Source organism: Pseudomonas sp. RW409, from assembly GCF_003184125.1.
Classification (GTDB): domain Bacteria; phylum Pseudomonadota; class Gammaproteobacteria; order Pseudomonadales; family Pseudomonadaceae; genus Aquipseudomonas; species Aquipseudomonas chlororaphis_I.
In genome coordinates this window covers 793,089-811,614 of sequence record NZ_QHHP01000042.1, presented here as the reverse complement: position 1 = coordinate 811,614, position 18,526 = coordinate 793,089, and the positions used below count along the sequence as shown (strand labels likewise).

General features: G+C 65.1%; 16 protein-coding genes. 9 read left to right on the top strand and 7 right to left on the bottom strand.

All coding sequences use genetic code 11. From position 1 onward, the window contains the following. Positions 1 to 55 precede the first annotated feature (55 nt). Positions 56 to 1,276 carry an N-acetylmuramoyl-L-alanine amidase gene (locus DK261_RS30775; RefSeq protein ID WP_110177310.1) on the bottom strand — a complete coding sequence of 407 codons (1,221 nt, stop codon included), beginning with the start codon at positions 1,274 to 1,276 and terminating at the stop codon, positions 56 to 58. A gap of 130 nt (positions 1,277 to 1,406) precedes the next feature. Here DK261_RS30775 and folE2 point away from each other — a divergent pair, with 130 nt between their 5' ends. The 8 genes from folE2 to thrS are packed head-to-tail and all read left to right on the top strand — an operon-like array spanning position 1,407 to position 9,001. Beyond that, on the top strand, positions 1,407 to 2,303 hold the full coding sequence (folE2, locus tag DK261_RS30770; RefSeq protein ID WP_110177521.1) for a GTP cyclohydrolase FolE2: 897 nt from the start codon (positions 1,407 to 1,409) through the stop codon (positions 2,301 to 2,303). Continuing rightward, the gene (locus tag DK261_RS30765) at positions 2,300 to 2,968 is read left to right on the top strand and encodes a metal ABC transporter ATP-binding protein (protein ID WP_038635762.1); all 669 of its coding nucleotides are present in this window, start codon (positions 2,300 to 2,302) and stop codon (positions 2,966 to 2,968) included. Before folE2 ends, DK261_RS30765 begins: the two co-directional genes overlap by 4 nt. Then, the gene (locus tag DK261_RS30760) at positions 2,968 to 3,834 is read left to right on the top strand and encodes a metal ABC transporter permease (protein WP_009051646.1); all 867 of its coding nucleotides are present in this window, start codon (positions 2,968 to 2,970) and stop codon (positions 3,832 to 3,834) included. The genes DK261_RS30765 and DK261_RS30760 overlap by 1 nt, the downstream gene beginning before the upstream one ends. Positions 3,835 to 3,845: 11 nt before the next feature. Further along, a complete protein-coding gene (locus DK261_RS30755) occupies positions 3,846 to 4,730 on the top strand; it encodes a metal ABC transporter substrate-binding protein (protein ID WP_016703987.1) in 885 nt (294 codons plus the stop codon). Further along, complete coding sequence (gene hisI / locus DK261_RS30750; RefSeq protein WP_009051648.1) at positions 4,727 to 5,164, top strand: phosphoribosyl-AMP cyclohydrolase; 438 nt, start codon at positions 4,727 to 4,729, stop codon at positions 5,162 to 5,164. The genes DK261_RS30755 and hisI overlap by 4 nt, the downstream gene beginning before the upstream one ends. Beyond that, positions 5,161 to 5,721 (top strand): carbonate dehydratase, encoded by a 561-nt coding sequence (locus tag DK261_RS30745; RefSeq protein WP_009051649.1) that lies wholly within the window; start codon positions 5,161 to 5,163, stop codon positions 5,719 to 5,721. Before hisI ends, DK261_RS30745 begins: the two co-directional genes overlap by 4 nt. Before the next feature lie 2 nt (positions 5,722 to 5,723). Continuing rightward, a complete protein-coding gene (locus tag DK261_RS30740; RefSeq protein WP_110177308.1) occupies positions 5,724 to 7,061 on the top strand; it encodes a dihydroorotase in 1,338 nt (445 codons plus the stop codon). A 41-nt stretch (positions 7,062 to 7,102) separates the two neighbouring features. Further along, complete coding sequence (gene thrS, locus DK261_RS30735; protein WP_110177306.1) at positions 7,103 to 9,001, top strand: threonine--tRNA ligase; 1,899 nt, start codon at positions 7,103 to 7,105, stop codon at positions 8,999 to 9,001. A gap of 107 nt (positions 9,002 to 9,108) precedes the next feature. Here thrS and DK261_RS30730 read toward each other — a convergent pair whose 3' ends face one another. Continuing rightward, positions 9,109 to 9,630, bottom strand: coding sequence for a DUF3617 domain-containing protein (locus DK261_RS30730; protein WP_007927620.1), 522 nt, complete (start codon positions 9,628 to 9,630; stop codon positions 9,109 to 9,111). Positions 9,631 to 9,867: 237 nt separating this feature from the next. Here DK261_RS30730 and cls point away from each other — a divergent pair, with 237 nt between their 5' ends. After that, positions 9,868 to 11,307, top strand: a complete 1,440-nt coding sequence (gene cls / locus DK261_RS30725) for a cardiolipin synthase (protein ID WP_016703984.1) — start codon at positions 9,868 to 9,870, stop codon at positions 11,305 to 11,307. 1 nt (position 11,308) lies between these two features. On the opposite strand, the gene cfaB is transcribed toward cls, so the two are convergent. The 5 genes from cfaB to hflK (DK261_RS30700) form a co-directional block, all read right to left on the bottom strand. Further along, positions 11,309 to 12,496, bottom strand: a complete 1,188-nt coding sequence (gene cfaB, locus DK261_RS30720; protein WP_016703983.1) for a C17 cyclopropane fatty acid synthase CfaB — start codon at positions 12,494 to 12,496, stop codon at positions 11,309 to 11,311. A 326-nt stretch (positions 12,497 to 12,822) separates the two neighbouring features. Further along, positions 12,823 to 14,727 (bottom strand): cation-translocating P-type ATPase, encoded by a 1,905-nt coding sequence (locus DK261_RS30715; protein ID WP_110177304.1) that lies wholly within the window; start codon positions 14,725 to 14,727, stop codon positions 12,823 to 12,825. After that, on the bottom strand, positions 14,724 to 15,782 hold the full coding sequence (gene hflK, locus DK261_RS30710; protein WP_110177302.1) for a protease modulator HflK: 1,059 nt from the start codon (positions 15,780 to 15,782) through the stop codon (positions 14,724 to 14,726). The genes DK261_RS30715 and hflK (DK261_RS30710) overlap by 4 nt, the downstream gene beginning before the upstream one ends. Then, the gene (hflC, locus tag DK261_RS30705; RefSeq protein WP_028683618.1) at positions 15,779 to 16,822 is read right to left on the bottom strand and encodes a protease modulator HflC; all 1,044 of its coding nucleotides are present in this window, start codon (positions 16,820 to 16,822) and stop codon (positions 15,779 to 15,781) included. Before hflC ends, hflK (DK261_RS30710) begins: the two co-directional genes overlap by 4 nt. Continuing rightward, on the bottom strand, positions 16,819 to 18,526 hold a 1,708-nt coding region (hflK, locus tag DK261_RS30700; RefSeq protein WP_110177519.1), incomplete at its 5' end, for a protease modulator HflK. The genes hflC and hflK (DK261_RS30700), both read right to left, overlap by 4 nt.

Here is an 18,526-nt window from a genome sequence, read left to right as displayed (position 1 = left end):
CACCGCAGCGTCTTCATCGCACGCGAGCTGTGCTCCTACAGAAGCCTGGGCGGTGTCAAACCTGGGCTTTTTTCTGCTCCTGCAACCAGGCCATATAGCTGTTCACCGGCGGGTTCTTCTGGAAGTAGCTCTGCAAGCCCGCGAACAACCCGTCGGCAATCGCCTGCTGGTGCCGCGCGGTCACCAGGCGCTGGCTGTCGCGGCTGTTGGAGATGAAGCCGGTCTCCACCAGGATCGAAGGCACGTCGGGGGACTTGAGCACCGCGAAACCGGCCTGTTCCACGCGCTTCTGATGCAGGGTGGTGATGCCCGCCAGGCTGCCCAGCACGGTGCTGCCCAACTGCAGGCTGGCGGCGATGGTCGCGTTCATCGACATGTCGAGAATCACCCCGGCGAGCATCGGATCCTTGTCTTTCAGATTGAGCAGGCTGGTGGCGCCCAGCAGGTCGGCGCCGTTCTCCCGCTGCGCCATGAAACGCGCGGTGGCCGAGGTCGCGCCACCTTCAGACAATGCATACACCGAAGCCCCGGACGCCGTCAGGCGCGGCGCCGCATCGGCGTGCACCGAGATAAACATGTCGGCCTTGTGCTTGCGGGCGATCTCCACCCGCTTGCGCAGCGGCACGAAGAAATCGTCGTTGCGCACCAGCTTCACATCGAAACCCTTCTCCCGCTTCAGCCGCTTGGCCAGCAGTTGGGCGATCGACAGCACCACATCCTTCTCCCGTTCGCCCCGGGCGCCGACCGCCCCCGGGTCCTTGCCGCCATGGCCCGGGTCGACCACGACGATGATGTCGCGCTTGGGATGCGCCCGGTCCGTCGGTGTTTCACGCAACAAAGCCGGGGCGGCGACCGCTGCGATCTGCTGTGGAACATGGCTGGCGTTGCTCAGGTCGAGCACCAGACGGTGACCCTGGCCGTCCTGGGGCGGCAGCAAAAAGCTGTCGAGCCGCAGCGGTTCGGCCAGGTCGAGAACGATCCGCGTATCGCCCTGGCCAAAGTGCCCGGAACGGATCGAGCGAATCGGCGTGTTGGCCAGGGCCAGCTGGCTGAAATCCCCGCTGAGCTGCGCGCCGCTGAGGTCGATGATCAGGCGTTCCGGCGCGCTGAGCGTGAAGGTCTTGTACTGCACCGGCCCACTCAGATCGAGCACCAGGCGCAGCTTGTCGGCCGAATTCCATAACCGCAGGTTGCGGATCTGGGTGGCGGACACCCCCAAAGGCAGAACCAAGGCCGCGCTGGCCAACAGCAGGTTGAGCAACTGACGTCTGTGCATGACTTACACCGCAGATTGAGGAGCATCCAGGCTCGATAAGGCTTGGTGAAAAAACGTTCAGGAAAAAGGTTTCATCGACCGCATTGTTATAATATAACATGGCGAATTGTTTCCAACGATGGACCTGCTCATGAATGCGCTGACTCTGCCGGATATCGCCGCGCAGGCCGCACGCCAGGCCCTGCCCCTTGAGTGGGTGGGCATGTGTGGCATTGCCTTACCTGTGTTGTTTGATGGCCAGCGGATTGGCGCAAAAGCGGATGCCGGCGTCAGCCTCGACGATGGCGAAGCACGCGGCATTCATATGTCGCGCCTGTATCTGGCGCTGGAAATGCTCGAACAGGAAAACCTCACCCCGGGCCTGATGCGCCAGGTACTGCAACGTTTTCTCGACAGCCACGACGGTCTGTCCAGCAGCGCCTACCTGCGAATTCATGCCGATCTGCTGCTGAAACGCCCGGCCTTGATCAGTCCGTTGGCCGGCTGGAAAACCTATCCGGTGAGCATCGAAGCGTATCTGAAAAACGCAATGTTCCACGTGGAACTAAAAATCGAGGTGCCTTATTCCTCCACCTGCCCTTGTTCCGCCGCGCTTTCCAGGCAGCTGATTCAGCAGCAATTCATCGATGACTTCGCCAACCGGCAGTTGCAACACGAAGACATCCTGGCCTGGCTCGGTTCTTCGAAAGGCATAGTCGCCACGCCCCACAGTCAGCGCAGCAGTGCGCAATTGCAGCTGCGCCTGGACGACTTTCTCGATGAGTTGCCGCTGATGGCAGCGATCAACGACGCCGAAGCCGCCCTCGGTACCGCCGTGCAAACCGCGGTGAAACGCGCCGACGAACAAGCCTTCGCCCTGGCCAACGGGCAGAACCTGATGTTCTGCGAAGACGCCGCGCGCCGCCTGAACCTCGCCTTGCAACGCTCGCCCGGCATCCGCGCCTTCCAGGTGCGCGTGGTTCACGCCGAAAGCCTGCACGCCCACGACGCCGTAGCGGAAAGCCGCTGGAACTGGGAGGCCGCATGATCGACCTGCAATCGCTGCGTTGGGGCGCGCCCGGCCAACCGCTGACGCCAGCGCTCGACCTCGAGCTGAAACCCGGCAGCCTGACCGCCATCATCGGTGCCAACGGCTCGGGCAAAAGCAGCCTGCTGAAGGTCATCGCCGGCCTGCAAAAACCCTTGGCCGGGAAAGTCAGGTTGCAGGTTCCCCGCCGTGGCGGCCTGTCCTTTCTGCCGCAGCAGCAATACCTCGACCGGCAGTTCCCCATCACTCTGCAAGAGCTGGTAGCCGCCGGCTTCTGGGGCGATCGGCAAAGCTCGCAACAACGTGCCGAACGCCTGCAGCGGGTGCTCGAAGACTGGTGCCTGAGCGGCCTGGAACAACGCCCGCTGATGGCCCTGTCCGGTGGCGAATTGCAACGCGCCCTGCTCGCCCGCCTGAGCCTCGCCGATGCCCCGCTGTTGCTGCTGGACGAACCCCACGCCGCCCTGGACGAACTGGGCCAGGCCCTGTTGTGGAAACACATCCACAGCTGGCAGCAGCAAGGCCGCACGCAAATCGTGGTCTGCCATGACCTCGCCGCCGTGCGCCAACACATCCCCCAGACCCTGGTGATCAAAGCCAGCGGTTGCCTGTTCGGCGGCAGCGAGGAACTGATCGTCCAGCCCCTGCGGATGCAGGTGGCCTGATGCTCGCCGCTGCCCAGCTCTGGCAACCCTTCCACGAATTCGTGTTCATGCGCCGGGCGTTGCTCGGCGGCCTGGTGCTGGCGTGCAGCACCGCGCCGCTGGGGGTGTTTCTGATCCTGCGGCGCATGAGCCTGATCGGCGACGCCGTGGCCCATGGCATCCTCCCCGGCGCTGCGCTGGGCTTCTGGTTCGCCGGGTTGAGCCTGCCAGCGCTGACCTTCGGCGGCCTCGGTGCCGGCCTGGGCATGGCCGGGCTGGCCGCCTGGATTACCCGGCGCACCGGTTTGCGCGAAGACGCCAGCCTGGCCGCGATCTACCCGATTTCCCTGGCCAGCGGCGTGCTGATTCTCGGCCTCGCCGGCAAGCGCCTGGACCTGCTGCACCTGCTGTTCGGCTCGGCCCTGGCGGTGGATGGGCCGACCCTCGACGGCATGCTCTGGGTCTCCGGGTTCAGCCTGGTGGCCATGGCGCTGATCTACAAAGCGTTGCTGCTGGACACCCTCGACCCGCTGTTCCTCAACAGCGTCAGCCGCCTCGGCCCCCTCGCCCACGGCCTGTTCCTGACCCTGGTGGTGCTGAACCTGGTGATCGGTTTCCAGGCCATCGGCGCCTTGATGGTGGTCGGCCTGATGATGCTGCCGGCCGCCGCCTCACGCTTCTGGAGTCGCCGCCTGCCGGTGCTGATCGGCATCGCCGCGCTGCTCGGCTGCCTCTCGGTATGGCTCGGTCTGTTGCTGTCGTTCCACTACTCGCTGCCCAGCGGCCCGGCCATCGTCCTGGTGGCTGGCGGCCTGTACCTGCTGTCCGTGGTGTTCGGTCCGGTGCACGGTCTGCTGCGCCGCCCGCCTTTGCTCACATCCCCATGAGGTGTTCCCCAATGCGCGCTCTACTCGTGCTCTTCAGTCTGTTGCTGCCGTTGTCGCTGTCACCCGCCCAGGCCGCGGACAAACTCGCTGTGGTCACCAGCTTCAGCATCCTCGCCGACATCACCCGACAGGTCGGCGGCGAGCACATCCAGATCACCGACATGGTCGGCCCGGACGCCGACGCCCACACCTACGAACCAACGCCGGACGATGCCAAGGCCCTGCTCAAGGCCCGGCTGATCATCAAGAACGGCCTGGGTTTCGAGCCCTGGCTGGATCGCCTGGTGGCCAGTACCGCCACCCGGGCTCCGGTGATCACCGCCAGTCGCGGGGTGATCCCTCGTTCGCTGGATGAGGACGGTGAGACCATTCCCGACCCTCACGCCTGGCACAACCTGGCGAACGCCGAACTCTATGTGAGCAACATCACCAAGGCGCTGGTGGCCGCCGACCCGGCGAACAAGGCCGACTACGAACGCAACAGCCAGGCCTACCTGAAACGGATCTACGCGCTGTTGGCCGAAGCCAAGGCCAAGTTCGGCGCGCTGCCGCCGGGCAACCGCAAGATCGTCACCTCCCACGACGCCTTCGGTTACCTGGGGCAGGCCTACGGCATCGACTTCATGGCCCCGCAAGGCCTGTCCACCGAGCGCGAACCCTCGGCCGCCGAAGTCGCCGCGCTGATCACCCAGATCCGCAACGCCAAGGTCAAGGCGGTGTTCATGGAGAACATCAAGGACGCACGCCTGCTCAAGCAGATCGCCGACGAAAGCGGCGCCCAGATCGGCGGCACCCTGTACTCCGACGCCCTCGCCGCCAAGGGGCCGGCCAGCACGTTCACCGGGTTGTTCGAATACAACCTGAACACCCTGTACGACGCCCTGAGCCAGCCATGAACAAGCGCCCTCCACTGTCGATGCTCGACCTGGAAAGCGCGCCCCTGGGCAGCCGTTGGCCGCTCACCAGCGTGCTCGATGCCCTGCCATGGAATGCCGACGGCCTGATCGCCGCCATCGCCCAGCAGCACGACAGCGGCGAGGTGCTGATGCTGGCCTGGATGAACCGCAGGGCGTTGGCCGAGACCCTGGCCAGCGGGCAGGTCTGCTACTGGTCGCGTTCGCGCCAACAACTGTGGCGCAAGGGTGAAAGCTCGGGGCATCGCCAGCGCCTGCTCGAGGCACGCCTGGACTGCGACGGCGACGCCGTCCTGCTGCTGGTGGATCAGCAAGGCCCGGCCTGCCACACCGGGCGCCCCAACTGTTTCTACAACGCCATTCGAGACGGCGCGGTGCAAGTCATCAGCGCACCGCTACAGGAAACCCCAGCATGATTCGCAAAAACCCTTCCGGCGATCTGCCGGTCATCGCCGAGTCGGCCTACGTCGACAAGACCGCCATCATCTGCGGCAAGGTGGTGATCGGCGAGAACGTCTTCGTCGGCCCCTACGCGGTGATCCGCGCCGACGAAGTCAACGAACATGGCGCCATGGACCCGATCATCATCGGCGCCAATTCGAACATCCAGGACGGCGTGGTGATCCACTCCAAATCCGGCGCGGCGGTGACCATCGGCGAGTTCACCTCCATCGCCCACCGCTCGATCGTCCATGGCCCGTGCACGGTCGGCGACCGGGTATTCATCGGCTTCAACAGCGTGCTGTTCAACTGCGCGGTCGGCAACGGCAGCGTGGTGCGGCACAACTCGGTGGTCGATGGCCGCGACCTGCCGCAAGGCTTCTACGTGCCCTCCACCACCCGCATCGGGCCCAACACCGACCTCTCGCAGTTCCCGCCGGTCAGCGTCAGCGCCTCGGAGTTTTCCGAAGACGTGGCGCGCACCAACGTCGATCTGGTGCGCGGTTACAAAGCCCTGCAGAACGAGTTCTGAACATGAGCAGCGTGCTGATTCGCAACGCCCGGCTGGTCAATGAAGGACGTGAGTTCGACGCCGACCTGCTGGTGGACCATGGGCGCATCGTGAAGATCGCCAGCAGCATCGAAGGCGAGAATGCCCGCACCGAGATCGATGCCCAGGGCCAGTGGCTGGTGCCGGGCATGATCGACGACCAGGTGCATTTCCGCGATCCCGGCGCGCCGGAGAAAGGCAGCTTCTACAGCGAGTCGCGGGCGGCCGTGGCGGGTGGCATCACCAGCTTCATGGACATGCCCAACACCCAGCCCGCGACCCTGACCCTGGCCGCGCTGGAGGACAAGAAACGCCGCGCGGCCATCAATTCAGTGGCGAACTTTGGCTTTCACTTCGGCGTCAGCCGCGACAACCTCGACACAGTCGCGGCCCTCGACCCGTGCCTGGTGGCCGGGGTCAAAGTGTTCATGGGCGCCTCCACCGGCAACATGCTGGTGGACGATCCGCAGGTCCTGGAGCGCTTGTTCGCCGAGGTGCCGACCCTTCTCCTGGCGCACTGCGAACACACGCCCAGCATCCAGGCCAACGAGCGGCGCATGCAGGAGCGTTTCGGCGAAGCGATTCCCGCCGTGGCCCACTCCCTGATCCGCGATGCCGAAGCCTGCTACCGCTCCTCGTCGCTGGCCGTGGACCTGGCCAGGCGGCATGGCACGCGCCTGCATGTCTTGCACCTGACTACCGCACGCGAACTTGCGCTGTTCGAAGACAAGCCGCTGGCGCAAAAGCGCATCACCGCCGAAGTCTGCCTGCACCATCTGCTGTTCGATGACCGTGACTACGCGCGCCTCGGGCACCTGATCAAATGCAACCCGGCGATCAAGACCCGCGCCGATCGCGACGCCCTGCGCCAGGCTCTGCTCGGTAACCGCCTGGATGTGATCGGCAGCGATCACGCGCCGCATACCTGGGCGCAGAAACAACTGCCCTACCGCCAGGCACCTGCCGGGCTGCCGCTGGTGCAACACGCCCTGCCCGCCCTGCTGGAACTGGTGGCCGACGGCGTGCTGCCCATCACCACCCTGGTGGCGAAAACCAGCCACCGGGTCGCCGACCTGTTCGCCATTCCCGACCGTGGCTACCTGCGCGAGGGTTACTGGGCCGACCTGGTGCTGATCAGGCCCGAACCCGAGGGCATCGCCGTGGCCCAGCAGCCGATCCTCGCCCAATGCGGCTGGACGCCCTTCGCCGAACGGCATTTCCGGCACAGCGTTGCTACCACCCTGGTGTCGGGGCAACTGGCCTGGCACGCCGGGCGCCTGTACGACAACTGCCAGGGTTTGCCGCTGCGTTTTACCCGCTGAGCCCTTTCCCCGAATCCCCCTGAAACACCAAGGAACACCCGATGATTCACATCACCCTGCCCGACGGCTCGCAACGCGAGTACGACCAGCCGCTTTCCGTGTACGAGGTGGCCGCGAGCATCGGCCTCGGCCTGGCCAGGGCGGCCGTCGCCGGCCGGGTGAACGATCAACTGGTGGATTGTTCCTTTGTGCTCGAGGGCGATGCCCGGGTCAGCATCGTCACCGCCCGCGAGCCCGAAGGCCTGGAGATCCTGCGCCACTCCTGCGCGCATCTGCTGGCCATGGCGGTGAAGGAGTTGTACCCCTCGGCCCAGGTCACCATCGGCCCGGTGATCGAGGACGGCTTCTTTTACGACTTTGCCTACGAACGGCCCTTCACCCCCGACGACCTGGAGCGCATCGAAGCGCGCATGACCCGGCTGGCCGCGACCAACCATGCGGTGCGCCGACGCGAGCTGTCCCGTGACGACGCCCTGGAATACTTCGGCAACCTCGGCGAGCACTACAAGGCCGAACTGATCCGCGACATCCCGCAAGACCAGGTCCTGTCGCTGTACCGCCAGGGCGATTTCGAAGACCTGTGCCGGGGCCCACACGTGCCGTTCACTGGAATCTTGCAGGCGTTCAAGCTGACCAAGGTCGCCGGCGCCTACTGGCGCGGCGATGCCAAGAACGCGCCGCTGCAACGGATCTACGGCACTTGCTGGGCCACGCCGAAAGACCTCAAGGATTACCTGACCCGCCTGGAAGAAGCCGGCAAGCGCGACCACCGCAAGCTTGGGCAGCAACTGGACCTGTTCCATTTCGACGACTGCGCGCCGGGCTCGGTGTTCTGGCACGCCAAGGGCTGGACCCTGTTCCAGCAACTGATCGGCTACATGCGCCAGCGCCAGGATCAGGCCGGTTATCAGGAAGTGAATACCCCGGACGTGATGGACCGCAGCCTCTGGGAAACCTCCGGGCACTGGCAGAACTATCGCGACCACATGTTCAGCACCACCACCGAGGACCAGCGGGTGTTCGCCCTCAAGCCGATGAACTGCCCCGGCGCGGTGTCGATCTTCAGCCGTGGCCTGAAAAGCTACCGCGACCTGCCGCTGCGCATCGCCGAGTTCGGCAAGGTGCATCGCTACGAACCCTCCGGTGCGTTGCACGGGTTGCTGCGGGTGCGCCACTTCACCCAGGACGACGCGCACATCTTCTGCACCCCGGCGCAAATGCAGGCGGAATGCGCAAGCACCATCGCCCTGGTGTTCGACATCTATCGCGACTTCGGCTTCCACGACGTCGCGGTCAAGCTCTCCACCCGGCCGGCCCATCGCATTGGCAGCGACGCAGTGTGGGACCAACTGGAAGGCGCCTTGTCCGGCGCCCTGGAAACCATGGCGATCGACTACCGGATCAACCCCGGCGAGGGCGCGTTCTACGGCCCGAAACTGGAGTTCGTGCTACGCGATGCCATCGGCCGCGATTGGCAATGCGGCACCCTGCAGGTCGACCTCAACCTGCCGGAACGTTTCGATATCAGCTACATCGACGAGCACGGCGAACGCCAGCGCCCGGTGATGCTGCATCGCGCGCTGTTCGGTTCCCTGGAACGTTTTATCGGCATCCTCATCGAGCATTACAGCGGCGCCCTGCCGTGCTGGCTGGCGCCACGGCAGGCGGTGGTGATCACCATCAGCGAAGGCCAGGCGGACTACGCCCGCTCGGTGGCCGACACCCTGCAGCGCCAGGGTTTGCGGATCGGCGCCGACCTGCGCAACGAGAAGATCAGCTACAAGATCCGCGAACACAGCCTGCAAAAGGTGCCGTACCTGCTGGTGGTGGGCGACAAGGAAAAGGATGGGGGATTTGTCAGTTTGCGCAGCCGCCATGGCGAGGATCTGGGGCGGTGGGCCGTGAGCGAGGTGGCCGAGCGGATGCGCTCGGCGTTGTAGCGACAGCGCCTGGGCGGACGCTATCGCGGGCAAGCTCCGCTCCTACAGAACTGCGGGCGTTCATGAAAGGTATGAACGCCCGCAGATCCGACTTGCCCGCGATGCTTTTAAGCCCTTGGTTTAACAGTCCCGCAATCCTGCCCCAGCCATACCGCGCGGGTGTCCATGCTGCCCTTCTGCTGGAAGCCGGTGGCATTGAAGGTGCCGATGACGTTGGTGGTGAACTCGCGATCGCTGAGGAATTTCGCCACGCCCGAGCCCTGGGCTTTCGGGCAGCTGAAGCGGAATTTCCATTGGTTGGAAGTACGGTCGGTGACCTCCTGGCGGCAGCCCGATTGCGGGTCTTGCAGCGGAATGGTGTCGGACTTCACCTGCTCCGGCGTCAGGCACACGCGGATGCCCTTGCCGCCCATGGTCACGCCCTGCTTCTCCAGCTGTGCCCGTTGCTCGGGGGTCAGCTGTTGTTGTAACTGGCCGAGAATCAACGACAGATCCGGCAGGCTCTGGTCATCGACTTTCATGTTGCTGGTGGTCAGTTCCCACAGGCCCGGTTGCAGCATCTGGGCCTGCGCGGCCAGCGGAAGCGAGACAACGGCAGCCATGGCCAAACCCAGTAGACGAAGCTTCATCGAATGACTCCTAGACAGTAGTGGCCCGTTAGACGCCAAAAATGCAGCGGCGTTGCATGGCGAATTAATTAGCGACAATCGCTGTGGAACATGGTCTGTTAAGGTCTGCATGAAAAGTTGGCGAGCGAAGGTCGAGCCTGTTTTCGCACCAGGCCTGCGTAGCGTCGACAGCGCCCAGCGCGCAGCCACTTTACGTACAGCCCCTAGGCATTGAATCTTCAGGAGCAAGGCTGCCCCATGGATTATTTTGGCCCGCACATCTTTGGCTATCTGATTGCCACCCTGCACATTCTCGGCCTGATCGCCGCCATCCACGCCGTGTTGACCGTCAGGACCGCCCAAGGCTCCATCGCCTGGGCCCTGTCGCTGCTGTTCATGCCGTACCTGACCCTGATTCCCTATCTGGTATTCGGCCGCAGCACCTTCGATGCCTATATCAAGGCCCGGCGCCAGGCCAACCTGGAGATGCGCAAGGCGATCAACGAGCTGAACTGGCGCCCCTGGGTCGAGGAGGCCCTGAGTGCCCGCGCCTCGGCCGCCTACACCTCGCTGCGGGCCATGCCCAAGCTGGGACGCATGCCCTGCCTGGCCAGCAACCATGTACAACTGCTGGTCAACGGCGATGCCACCTTCGCCGCGATTTTCCAGGCCATCGAACGCGCCCGCACGGCAGTGCTGATCCAGTTCTTCATCATCCACGACGACGACCTTGGCCGACGCCTGCAAAAGCTGCTGTTGAAAAAGGCTAGCGAAGGCGTGGCAATCCACCTGCTCTACGACCGCATCGGCAGCCATTCCCTGCCCCATTCCTATGTGCAGCCACTGCGCGATGCCGGCATCCAGGTACATGCCTTCGCCACCCGCAGCGGCTGGCTCAATCGCTTCCAGATCAACTTCCGCAACCACCGCAAGATAGTGGTGGTGGATGGCCTGCTGGGGTTTGTCGGCGGGCATAACGTGGGCGACGAATACCTGGGAAAAAAACCGCCGTTGGCGCCCTGGCGCGACACTCATGTTTCGGTCAGCGGCCCGGTGGTGGCCTGCCTGCAGGAATCCTTCGCCGAAGACTGGTTCTGGGCCTCGCGGCAACTGCCGCCGCTGATCCTGCCCGACACTTACCCCGACGACGGCGTGCTGTGCCAGGTGCTGGCCAGCGGCCCGGCGGACCCTTACGAAACCTGCTCGCTGTTCTTCGTCGAAGCCATCCACGCGGCGACCGAACGGATCTGGATCACCAGCCCCTATTTCGTCCCCGACGAAGCAGTGTTTTCCGCCCTGCGCCTGGCCGTCCTGCGCGGGGTGGACGTGCGGATCCTGCTGCCGTCGCGCGCGGACCATCGGATCGTCTACGCCGCGTCCAGCCTGTACGCCTTCGAAGCGGTACGCGCCGGGGTGCGGGTGTTCCGTTATCAGCCGGGTTTCCTGCACCAGAAAGTGGTGCTGATCGACAGCGAAATCAGCGCGATCGGCAGCGCCAACCTGGACAACCGCTCGTTCCGTCTGAATTTCGAGGTGATGTTGCTGACCGTGGACGAAGCCTTCGCCAGGGAGGTGGAACAGATGCTCAACCTCGACTTCGAACGCTCGCGCGAAATCGCCAAAGAAGAAAGCCGGGAAACCCACCGCCTGCAACAGCTTGGCATGCGGGTAGCCCGGCTTATTTCACCGATCCTTTAACTCACGAGTAATACAAGTCGTCGCGAGTCCAGGGCAGTTCATGACTGCCATCGGCGTGAGCCTTGACCGCGAGAATCTGGTGCAGGTTGATCCAGCCGCGGGCGAAGGCATAGGCGCAGCCGGCCAGGTACAGGCGCCAGATGCGCAGGACCTGTTCCGGCACCAGCCGGGAGGCGGCTTCCAGGTTGTCTTCCAGGCGCTCGCTCCAGTGGTCCAGGGTGCGGGCGTAATGCAGGCGCAGGCTTTCCACGTCGACGATCTCCAGCCCCGCTTCGCTGATCTCGGCCGAGATCATCGCCAGGTGCGGCAGCTCGCCGTTGGGGAACACGTACTTCTCGATGAAGTCGCCGGCCCCACGGCCCACAGGACGTCCATCGGTGTGCTTGGCGGTGATCCCGTGGTTCATCACCAGCCCGCCTTCGCGCACCGCGCCGAACAGCGTCTTGCAGTACTGCGCCAGGTTGGCGTGGCCCACGTGCTCGAACATGCCGACACTCACCACCTTGTCGAAGCGGCCGTCCTGGGGCAGGTCGCGGTAGTCCAGCAGTTGCAGTTCCACCTGGTCCTGCAAGCCTTCGGCGATCACCCGCTCCTTGGCCAGTGCCAGTTGTTCCTTGCTCAGGGTGATACCGAATACCTTGGCCCCGAATTCCCGCGCCGCGTAACGCGCCAGCCCGCCCCAGCCACAACCGACGTCCAGCAGGTACTCGCCGGGCTGCAAGCGCAACTTGCGGCACAGGTGGCGGAATTTGGCTTGCTGGGCCTGTTCCAGGCTTTCACTGCCGGTCTCGAAATAGGCACAGGAATAGGCCATGTCGCTGTCGAGCCACAGCTGGTAGAACTCGTTGGAAAGGTCGTAGTGGTAAGAGATAGCGGCCGCGTCGGTGGCCTTGTCGTGCAGGGAGCGTACCGGCAGCACTTGTTCATCGCCGTCCAGCAGCGCCTGGGTCAGCTCATCGCAAACCCGGATGACTTCGCTGATCGAGCCTTCCAGTTCAAGTTTGCCCTCGACGAACGCCGCCCCCAGCGCGTCGAGAGTGGGATGGGTGAGCTGGGTGACCAGTTGCGGGTCCTTGACCACAATGGTGACGCTGGGCGCCGGCCCCAGGTTGAATTCATGGCCGTCCCAGAGCCGCAGGCGTAGCGGTAGTTGCAGATTCTGTAAGGCCGGTGGAAGTTGCGCGAGCATGGATTATCCCCCTTGTTTCAGACGTCTGAGTGAGGTTAGACCATACTGAAAAAATAGCAGGCTATCGATCTGATAGCTGAAATTCATCAGTGCCGGCATTGCAACAATCCCTGGTGAACAGCCAGCCGACCGTCCCGGGGGCTGGGCCCTCTTCACAGATGACCGCCAGGCGGGCCCACAGTTCGACCTGGTTTCAAGTCTAGCTGCAGACGCTCATGCCCGCGCTTCATACCCTGGCCCTCCTCTCTATATATAGAAGCAGCCGGTCGCGGCTCGAGGGGCAACAGCCACAAGCGGCGCTCCCTCAGCGCCGCCATTTTCCGCCTCTACAACTTGAGCAACGGCTCCTGGAAACGCAACAAACGCCCGGCGTTGCCCAGCACCAGCAAGGTGCTGAGGTTATGCAGCACCGCCGCAATCATCGCCCCCGCCGCGCCGAGCCAGCCGAACGCGGCGAAGGCGACGATGGCCAGGGTCCAGCCCAGGCCGATGATCACATTGACTTGCAGGGTCTGGCGGCACTGGCGGCTCAGGCGCACACAGGTGCCGAGGCGCCGCAGGTCGCTGCCGATCAGCACGATATCGGCCGAGGCCAGGGCGATGTCCGCTCCGCCTGCGCCCATGGCCACGCCGACCACGCCAGCCTTGAGCGCCAGGGAATCGTTGATCCCGTCGCCCACCACCATCGGCCGGAAACCGCTGTCGATTTCCCCCAGCACGCGTTTGAGTTTGTCTTCCGGCAGCGCCTGGGCTTCGACATCGCCGATGCCAACATCCCGCGCCAGGCTGTCGGCGACACTCTGGCGGTCACCGGTCAGCAACAGCTGGCGGCCCAGCCCCAGTTCACGCAGTTCGTCGAGGGCAAAACGCGCCTCCGGCTTGACGCTGTCGGCCAGCAATAGCCAGGCGAGAAATTCGCCGTTCAACGCCAGCCCGGCAATCGGTCCGTCATGTTCCGGTACCGCGGTGGTGGCGATGCCGAGTTGACTGAACAACTCGGGACGCCCCAGGGCCGCTTCGCCCTGCTCGGTCTGCGCCACCACGCCGAGGCCCTGGCGCTCGTGAATATCCGACAACACCAGGAAATGCTCCTGGGCCACCAACCCGGCCAGCGCGCGGCTGACCGGGTGGCTGCTGGCCGAACCGAGGCTGGCCGCGAGGTTCAACAAGGCCTGGCGATCTTCCCGCGGGCTGTCGATGGATTGCAGGCGCAAGGTGCCAAACGTCAGGGTGCCGGTCTTGTCCACCACCAGCGAGGTCAGGTCCGCCAGCTCCTCGAGGAACGCCGAGCTGCGAATCAGGATGCCATGACGCGCTGCCACGGCGATCCCGGCAATCGCCGTGGCCGGCGCGGACAGCACCAGGGCGCAGGGACAGGCCGCCACCAGCACCGCGAGCATCGCCTGGGCATCGTTGGTGATGAACCAGGTCACCGCTGCCAGCAGCAACACCAGCACCATGTAGCTGCCGGCGTAACGTTCGAGCAACCGGGTGATCGGCGGCTTGGAGCGCTCGGCGCTTTGCATCAGCGCGATGACCTTGCCCAGGGTCGATTCGTGGCCAGTGCGGGTCACTTCCAGGCGCAACAGGCCGTCGAGATTGATCGCCCCGCCGAACACCTGCATACCGACATCGGCCTCCAACGGCACCGACTCGCCGGTGATCGGCGCAGTGTCAAGGCTGGCTTGCCCGGACAGCACCAGGCCGTCGGCGGGCACCCGGTCGCCGGCGCGCACCTCGACGATATCGCCGGCCTTGAGCGTGGCGTTGTCCACCTCGCCAATGCTGCCGTCGGCCTGCACCAGCCGCGCATGGCTGCGGGTCAAACGGCCCAGGGCATGAATGGCTTCCTGGGAACCGATGACGCTGCGCTCTTCCAGCACGTGGCCGAAGATCATGATGATCGGCAACAGCGCCGCGGTCAGCAGGTCGCCGGTGGCCCAGGCGCCGAGCATGGCCAGGGCGATCAACTGGTCGGTAATGCCGTGCAGGCTCGGGTAACGCAGGCTGTACCAGGCCGAACGCATCACCGGCAGCGCCACCAGCAACGAGGCAAAACCCAGCAGCAACTGGCTGACGCCGGTCTGTTCCGGGGCCAGCCAGCGCCAGACCAGGCCCAGGCCGAGCAGCCCCAAGGCCAGCATGGCCAGGGTCAGCTGGCGCGCGGCGCTGCGTTGTTCGGCGGAAGTCAGCATGCTCGCCGGCGCGGCGGCATGGGTGTGAGCAGTCATGGTTGGGCTCCCTGAATGATCAGGCGGGAATCGTCTTTGGGATTGACCGTGGTCACCGAGCCGGCCTGACCGAGAATCTTCGGCAGGCGTTCGCGGTAGATGCGCAGGAGCATTTCCGGGTCGGTGCCATTGCGTTGCGCCTGGGCCAGGCTCTGGATGGTCGCGGTGTCGGCCTGGGCCTTGGCCAGGCGTTCACCGGCCTGGGCGTGCGCCACCTGCAAGGTGCGGTCGGCCTGTTCGTTGGCGGTTTGCGTGAGTTTTTCGGCTTCGGTGCGCGCGTTGGCCACCGCCTTGTCGGCCTGCTGGCTGGCAGTCAGCACCGCGTTGAAGGCGCTGACCGCTGACCCCGGCAGACTGGACTGGACGTCGACCCGGGTCACCTCGATGCCGATCCCCTGCCCGGTCGCCGCCAGATCCGCCAGCCGTTGGTTGATACCTTGCACCAGATCGCCACGCAACCGTTCGCGACGCTCGGCGGCCTGATTGTCGGCCCCGATCAGTTCCGGACGCGCCACCAATATCGTGTCGAGATCGCGGGCGGCGGTCAGGGCCAGGGCACTGCGGGTCACCAGCCGATCCAGCGCCGGCAACACATGTTCGCCCTGCAACACGAAGGCATAGGGCTCGGTGACCTTGTAGAACACCCGCACATCCAGCTGCACCACCCCGGCGTCGCCGGTCAGCAGATAACCGGAACCGGCCAGGGCATCGCTCAGCGGTACGGCGAAACTCGCCACCTTGTCACCCTTTAGGGCCGCATCGGAACGCAGCAGGCTTTCCACCCGGCGCTCGATCACCCGGTCCGCGGCGGGCAACAGCACCACCTGTTCGAACGGTTGCGGCCAGGCCAGCAACAATCCAGCGTTCTGAATGCGATCCAGAGCGCCGAAATGCAGGACCACCGCACGGTTCTGTGGATCGATCTGCCGCACATTGGAAAACGCCCAGGCCAGTGCCGCCAGCACGGTCACCGCATACAGGGCGAGAAACGCCAGGCGACCGGCCTGAATCCACGGGCTGCCAAGTTCATGTGTTCCACGTGGAACCAAACTCATGGTTGCGACCCGGCGGCTTTATTGCCGAGGGTCGGCGGCCCGTCCACCAGCACCCGGAACGGTGCGGCATCGGTGCGCAGAATCAGCTTGGTGCCCGGGGTCACCACCGTGCCCAAGGTGTCCAGCGAACGCAGCAGGTTGTACAGCTGCGGCGAACCGGCATAAGCGCGGCCATAAATCTCCGCCGCCTGCACCCGGGATTGCGCTTCGATATCCGCGGCCTTCACCGTGGCGTCGGCCTGGACGATGCGCGCATCGCGCTCGGCGGCGGAACGGATTTGCGCCGCTTCGCGCTTGCCGATGGCCGTGCGTTCGGTGGCGATGGTTTCACGCTCGGCGCGCATACGGTCGACGGTGGCGGTCAGGGTCACCGAGGGCAGGGTCAGGCGTTCCACGCCGACTTGCAGCACGCGCACGCCATAGGTACTCAGCAATTGCTGTTCGATCTGTTTGCGCAACTGGGCTTCGAAGTCGGCGATGCGCACCTTGCTCGCATCGGTGTTCACCAGATTGGCCAGGTCGAAACTGCTGGCGGTGGTTTCCAGGGCCGAGCCGACAAAGGTACGGATCTGCCGCGCCGCTTCGTCCGGCTGGTTCTGCACCGCGCGCATAAAGCGCTTCACGTTGTCCGGGTCGCCCTGCACCTGCCACGCCACATAGGCCTGGACGATGATGCGCAGACCGTCGCGGGTGCCGACATCCTGCAAACCGCTGGACGTGGTGCGCAGGCGCAGGTCCACTGGGATCGCCGCCTCGAACGGTGCCGGCCAGCGCCAGCCGAGGCCCGGCTCCAGCAGCACCCGCGCCGGGTTGCCAAAACGGGTGATCACCGTGGCTTCGCCGGAACGCACTTGCACCAGGCTCGCCGCAGCGACGGCGAACAGCACCAGCAACAGCGCCCAGGCCATGCGCCGCCAGGGAAAGGGCCCCGCCTCTTCCGGCGCGCCGTGGTGGTGATGGTGCCCGTGGTGGTGATGACCACCGTGGCCGTGATCGTGGCCGGCGTGATCCTGATGATCGTGGGAATGGGACTGGCTCAATGGACGGCTCCTGGCTGAGCGGTGTTACCCGGCACCGAAGGCTCGGTTGGCAAAGTGAATGTACGCAGGTCGAGGGTCGGTGCGTTGGCGCCGCCCAGGCGATGATCGAGTACCAGCAACTTGGCGTTGCGCAGGCCCTGGCTCAGCTGGCTCAAATACTGCTCCAGCACGAATGCCTGGCCGGCGCTGGCATAGGCCTTTTGCTCGGCGGAGAAACGCAGGTCGGCCGCTTGCGCCGTGGCCTGCACTTCATGGGCCGAGGCCTGGGCCTGGTCGCGGGCAATGCTGGCCTGCAACTGCGCCTGGTTGGTCTGTTCGCTGGCCGCGCCGCGCTCGCGGGAAATCAGCGCCTGGGCGCCGATCTGCGCGGCCTGGACACCGTGATAGGCATTGGCGGCGCCCGCCGGCGGGTGAATGGCCTCGACCACGGTGGCGAGAATCTCCACCCCGCTGTCGAGCTTCTCCAGGTCAGCCTGCACCGCGCGGCCGATATCCTCGGCCAGGTTGGTACGGTCTTCGCCCAACAGGCCATCGAGGGTGCGCGAGGCAAAGTCGTGGACCAGGATGCGGCTGGCGGTGCTGCGGATCAGCATCGGAATGTCGGCGCTGTTGTAGGTCGCCGCCAGCGCCGCCTGATCGCTCAGGCCGATGCGATAGACGAAGCGCACATCCATGTTGACGATCTGGAAGCTCTGTTTGTCGGCACTGCCGCTGGCGATCACCTGGGACTTGTCGTTCACGTGGCTGGCGTCCCACAAGCGGTTGGCCACCAGTGGCGGCGGCCCTTCGGCGGATGCCGGTTCGACTACGGTAGGCGCCTCGCCGACGCTGGTGGCCAGTTCATGCACCACGCCGTTCTCGACACTCAGCACCCGCCCCAGCGGCCAGGGCAGACCCGCGTGCAAACCCGGGCCAAAGACCGCCACCGGCTTGCCGAAACGTTCGTAGATACCTCGCCCCTGCAACGGCACTTCATGCAGGCCGGTGAGCAGCCAGCCCACCCCGAGCACCACCAGCAGTACCGGCAGGAACGCCCGGCGCATATAAGTGAAGGCCCAGATCTGCCGCAGATCGATGCCGAAGCGGTTGTGCAATTCGTGCTGCAAGGCCAGCAAAGGCTGCGGCGGCCAGCGCAACAAATCGGCAATCACGCTGTGGGCCAACATGCGCGGTTCCAGTTGCGCGCGCCGCGGGCTGAACAACGACAGCACCGCGCGCAGCAGGAACTCCAGGGCCACCAGCGCCGGCAATACCCCGATCAACACGCCCAGGCGCACCGGCCAGAGCGCCGTGTCGCTGCTGAACAACAGGCACAGCGCGGCCAGTACCAGGCTGATGATCGCCACTCGCGCCAACTGTGCCAGCGCCTCGGCTTCCGGCCATTCGCCGGGGTGTTCCTGGCTCAGCTGGCGCTCGAACACCAGCAAGCCGAAGGCCAGCAACAGCGCCAGCACCGCGCCGACATTGCCCGCCAGGCCCAGGGCCGCGGCGGACAGGCTCAGGTTCCACGCCTGCTCGATGACCAACAGCACCAGCAAGGCCCAGCCACCCAGCCACAGGGTCGGCGCGCCGATCTGCGCCAGCAGCCCGGACCAACGCTGGCTGATGCCGTCCAGCAAGCGTTCGTACCAGCCGTCATCAGGCAACGCTTCATCCACAACCGGCTCCGGGCTCGGCGCCACATCTGATGCACGTAACACACCC

What these genes read in the sequence shown, in the direction of transcription:
- DK261_RS30775 (WP_110177310.1), bottom strand. Translation starts at nt 1,276, where the DNA reads ATGCACAGACGTCAGTTGCTCAACCTGCTGTTGGCCAGCGCGGCCTTG.
- folE2 (WP_110177521.1), top strand. Translation starts at nt 1,407, where the DNA reads ATGAATGCGCTGACTCTGCCGGATATCGCCGCGCAGGCCGCACGCCAG.
- DK261_RS30765 (WP_038635762.1), top strand. Translation starts at nt 2,300, where the DNA reads ATGATCGACCTGCAATCGCTGCGTTGGGGCGCGCCCGGCCAACCGCTG.
- DK261_RS30760 (WP_009051646.1), top strand. Translation starts at nt 2,968, where the DNA reads ATGCTCGCCGCTGCCCAGCTCTGGCAACCCTTCCACGAATTCGTGTTC.
- DK261_RS30755 (WP_016703987.1), top strand. Translation starts at nt 3,846, where the DNA reads ATGCGCGCTCTACTCGTGCTCTTCAGTCTGTTGCTGCCGTTGTCGCTG.
- hisI (WP_009051648.1), top strand. Translation starts at nt 4,727, where the DNA reads ATGAACAAGCGCCCTCCACTGTCGATGCTCGACCTGGAAAGCGCGCCC.
- DK261_RS30745 (WP_009051649.1), top strand. Translation starts at nt 5,161, where the DNA reads ATGATTCGCAAAAACCCTTCCGGCGATCTGCCGGTCATCGCCGAGTCG.
- DK261_RS30740 (WP_110177308.1), top strand. Translation starts at nt 5,724, where the DNA reads ATGAGCAGCGTGCTGATTCGCAACGCCCGGCTGGTCAATGAAGGACGT.
- thrS (WP_110177306.1), top strand. Translation starts at nt 7,103, where the DNA reads ATGATTCACATCACCCTGCCCGACGGCTCGCAACGCGAGTACGACCAG.
- DK261_RS30730 (WP_007927620.1), bottom strand. Translation starts at nt 9,630, where the DNA reads ATGAAGCTTCGTCTACTGGGTTTGGCCATGGCTGCCGTTGTCTCGCTT.
- cls (WP_016703984.1), top strand. Translation starts at nt 9,868, where the DNA reads ATGGATTATTTTGGCCCGCACATCTTTGGCTATCTGATTGCCACCCTG.
- cfaB (WP_016703983.1), bottom strand. Translation starts at nt 12,496, where the DNA reads ATGCTCGCGCAACTTCCACCGGCCTTACAGAATCTGCAACTACCGCTA.
- DK261_RS30715 (WP_110177304.1), bottom strand. Translation starts at nt 14,727, where the DNA reads ATGACTGCTCACACCCATGCCGCCGCGCCGGCGAGCATGCTGACTTCC.
- hflK (WP_110177302.1), bottom strand. Translation starts at nt 15,782, where the DNA reads ATGAGTTTGGTTCCACGTGGAACACATGAACTTGGCAGCCCGTGGATT.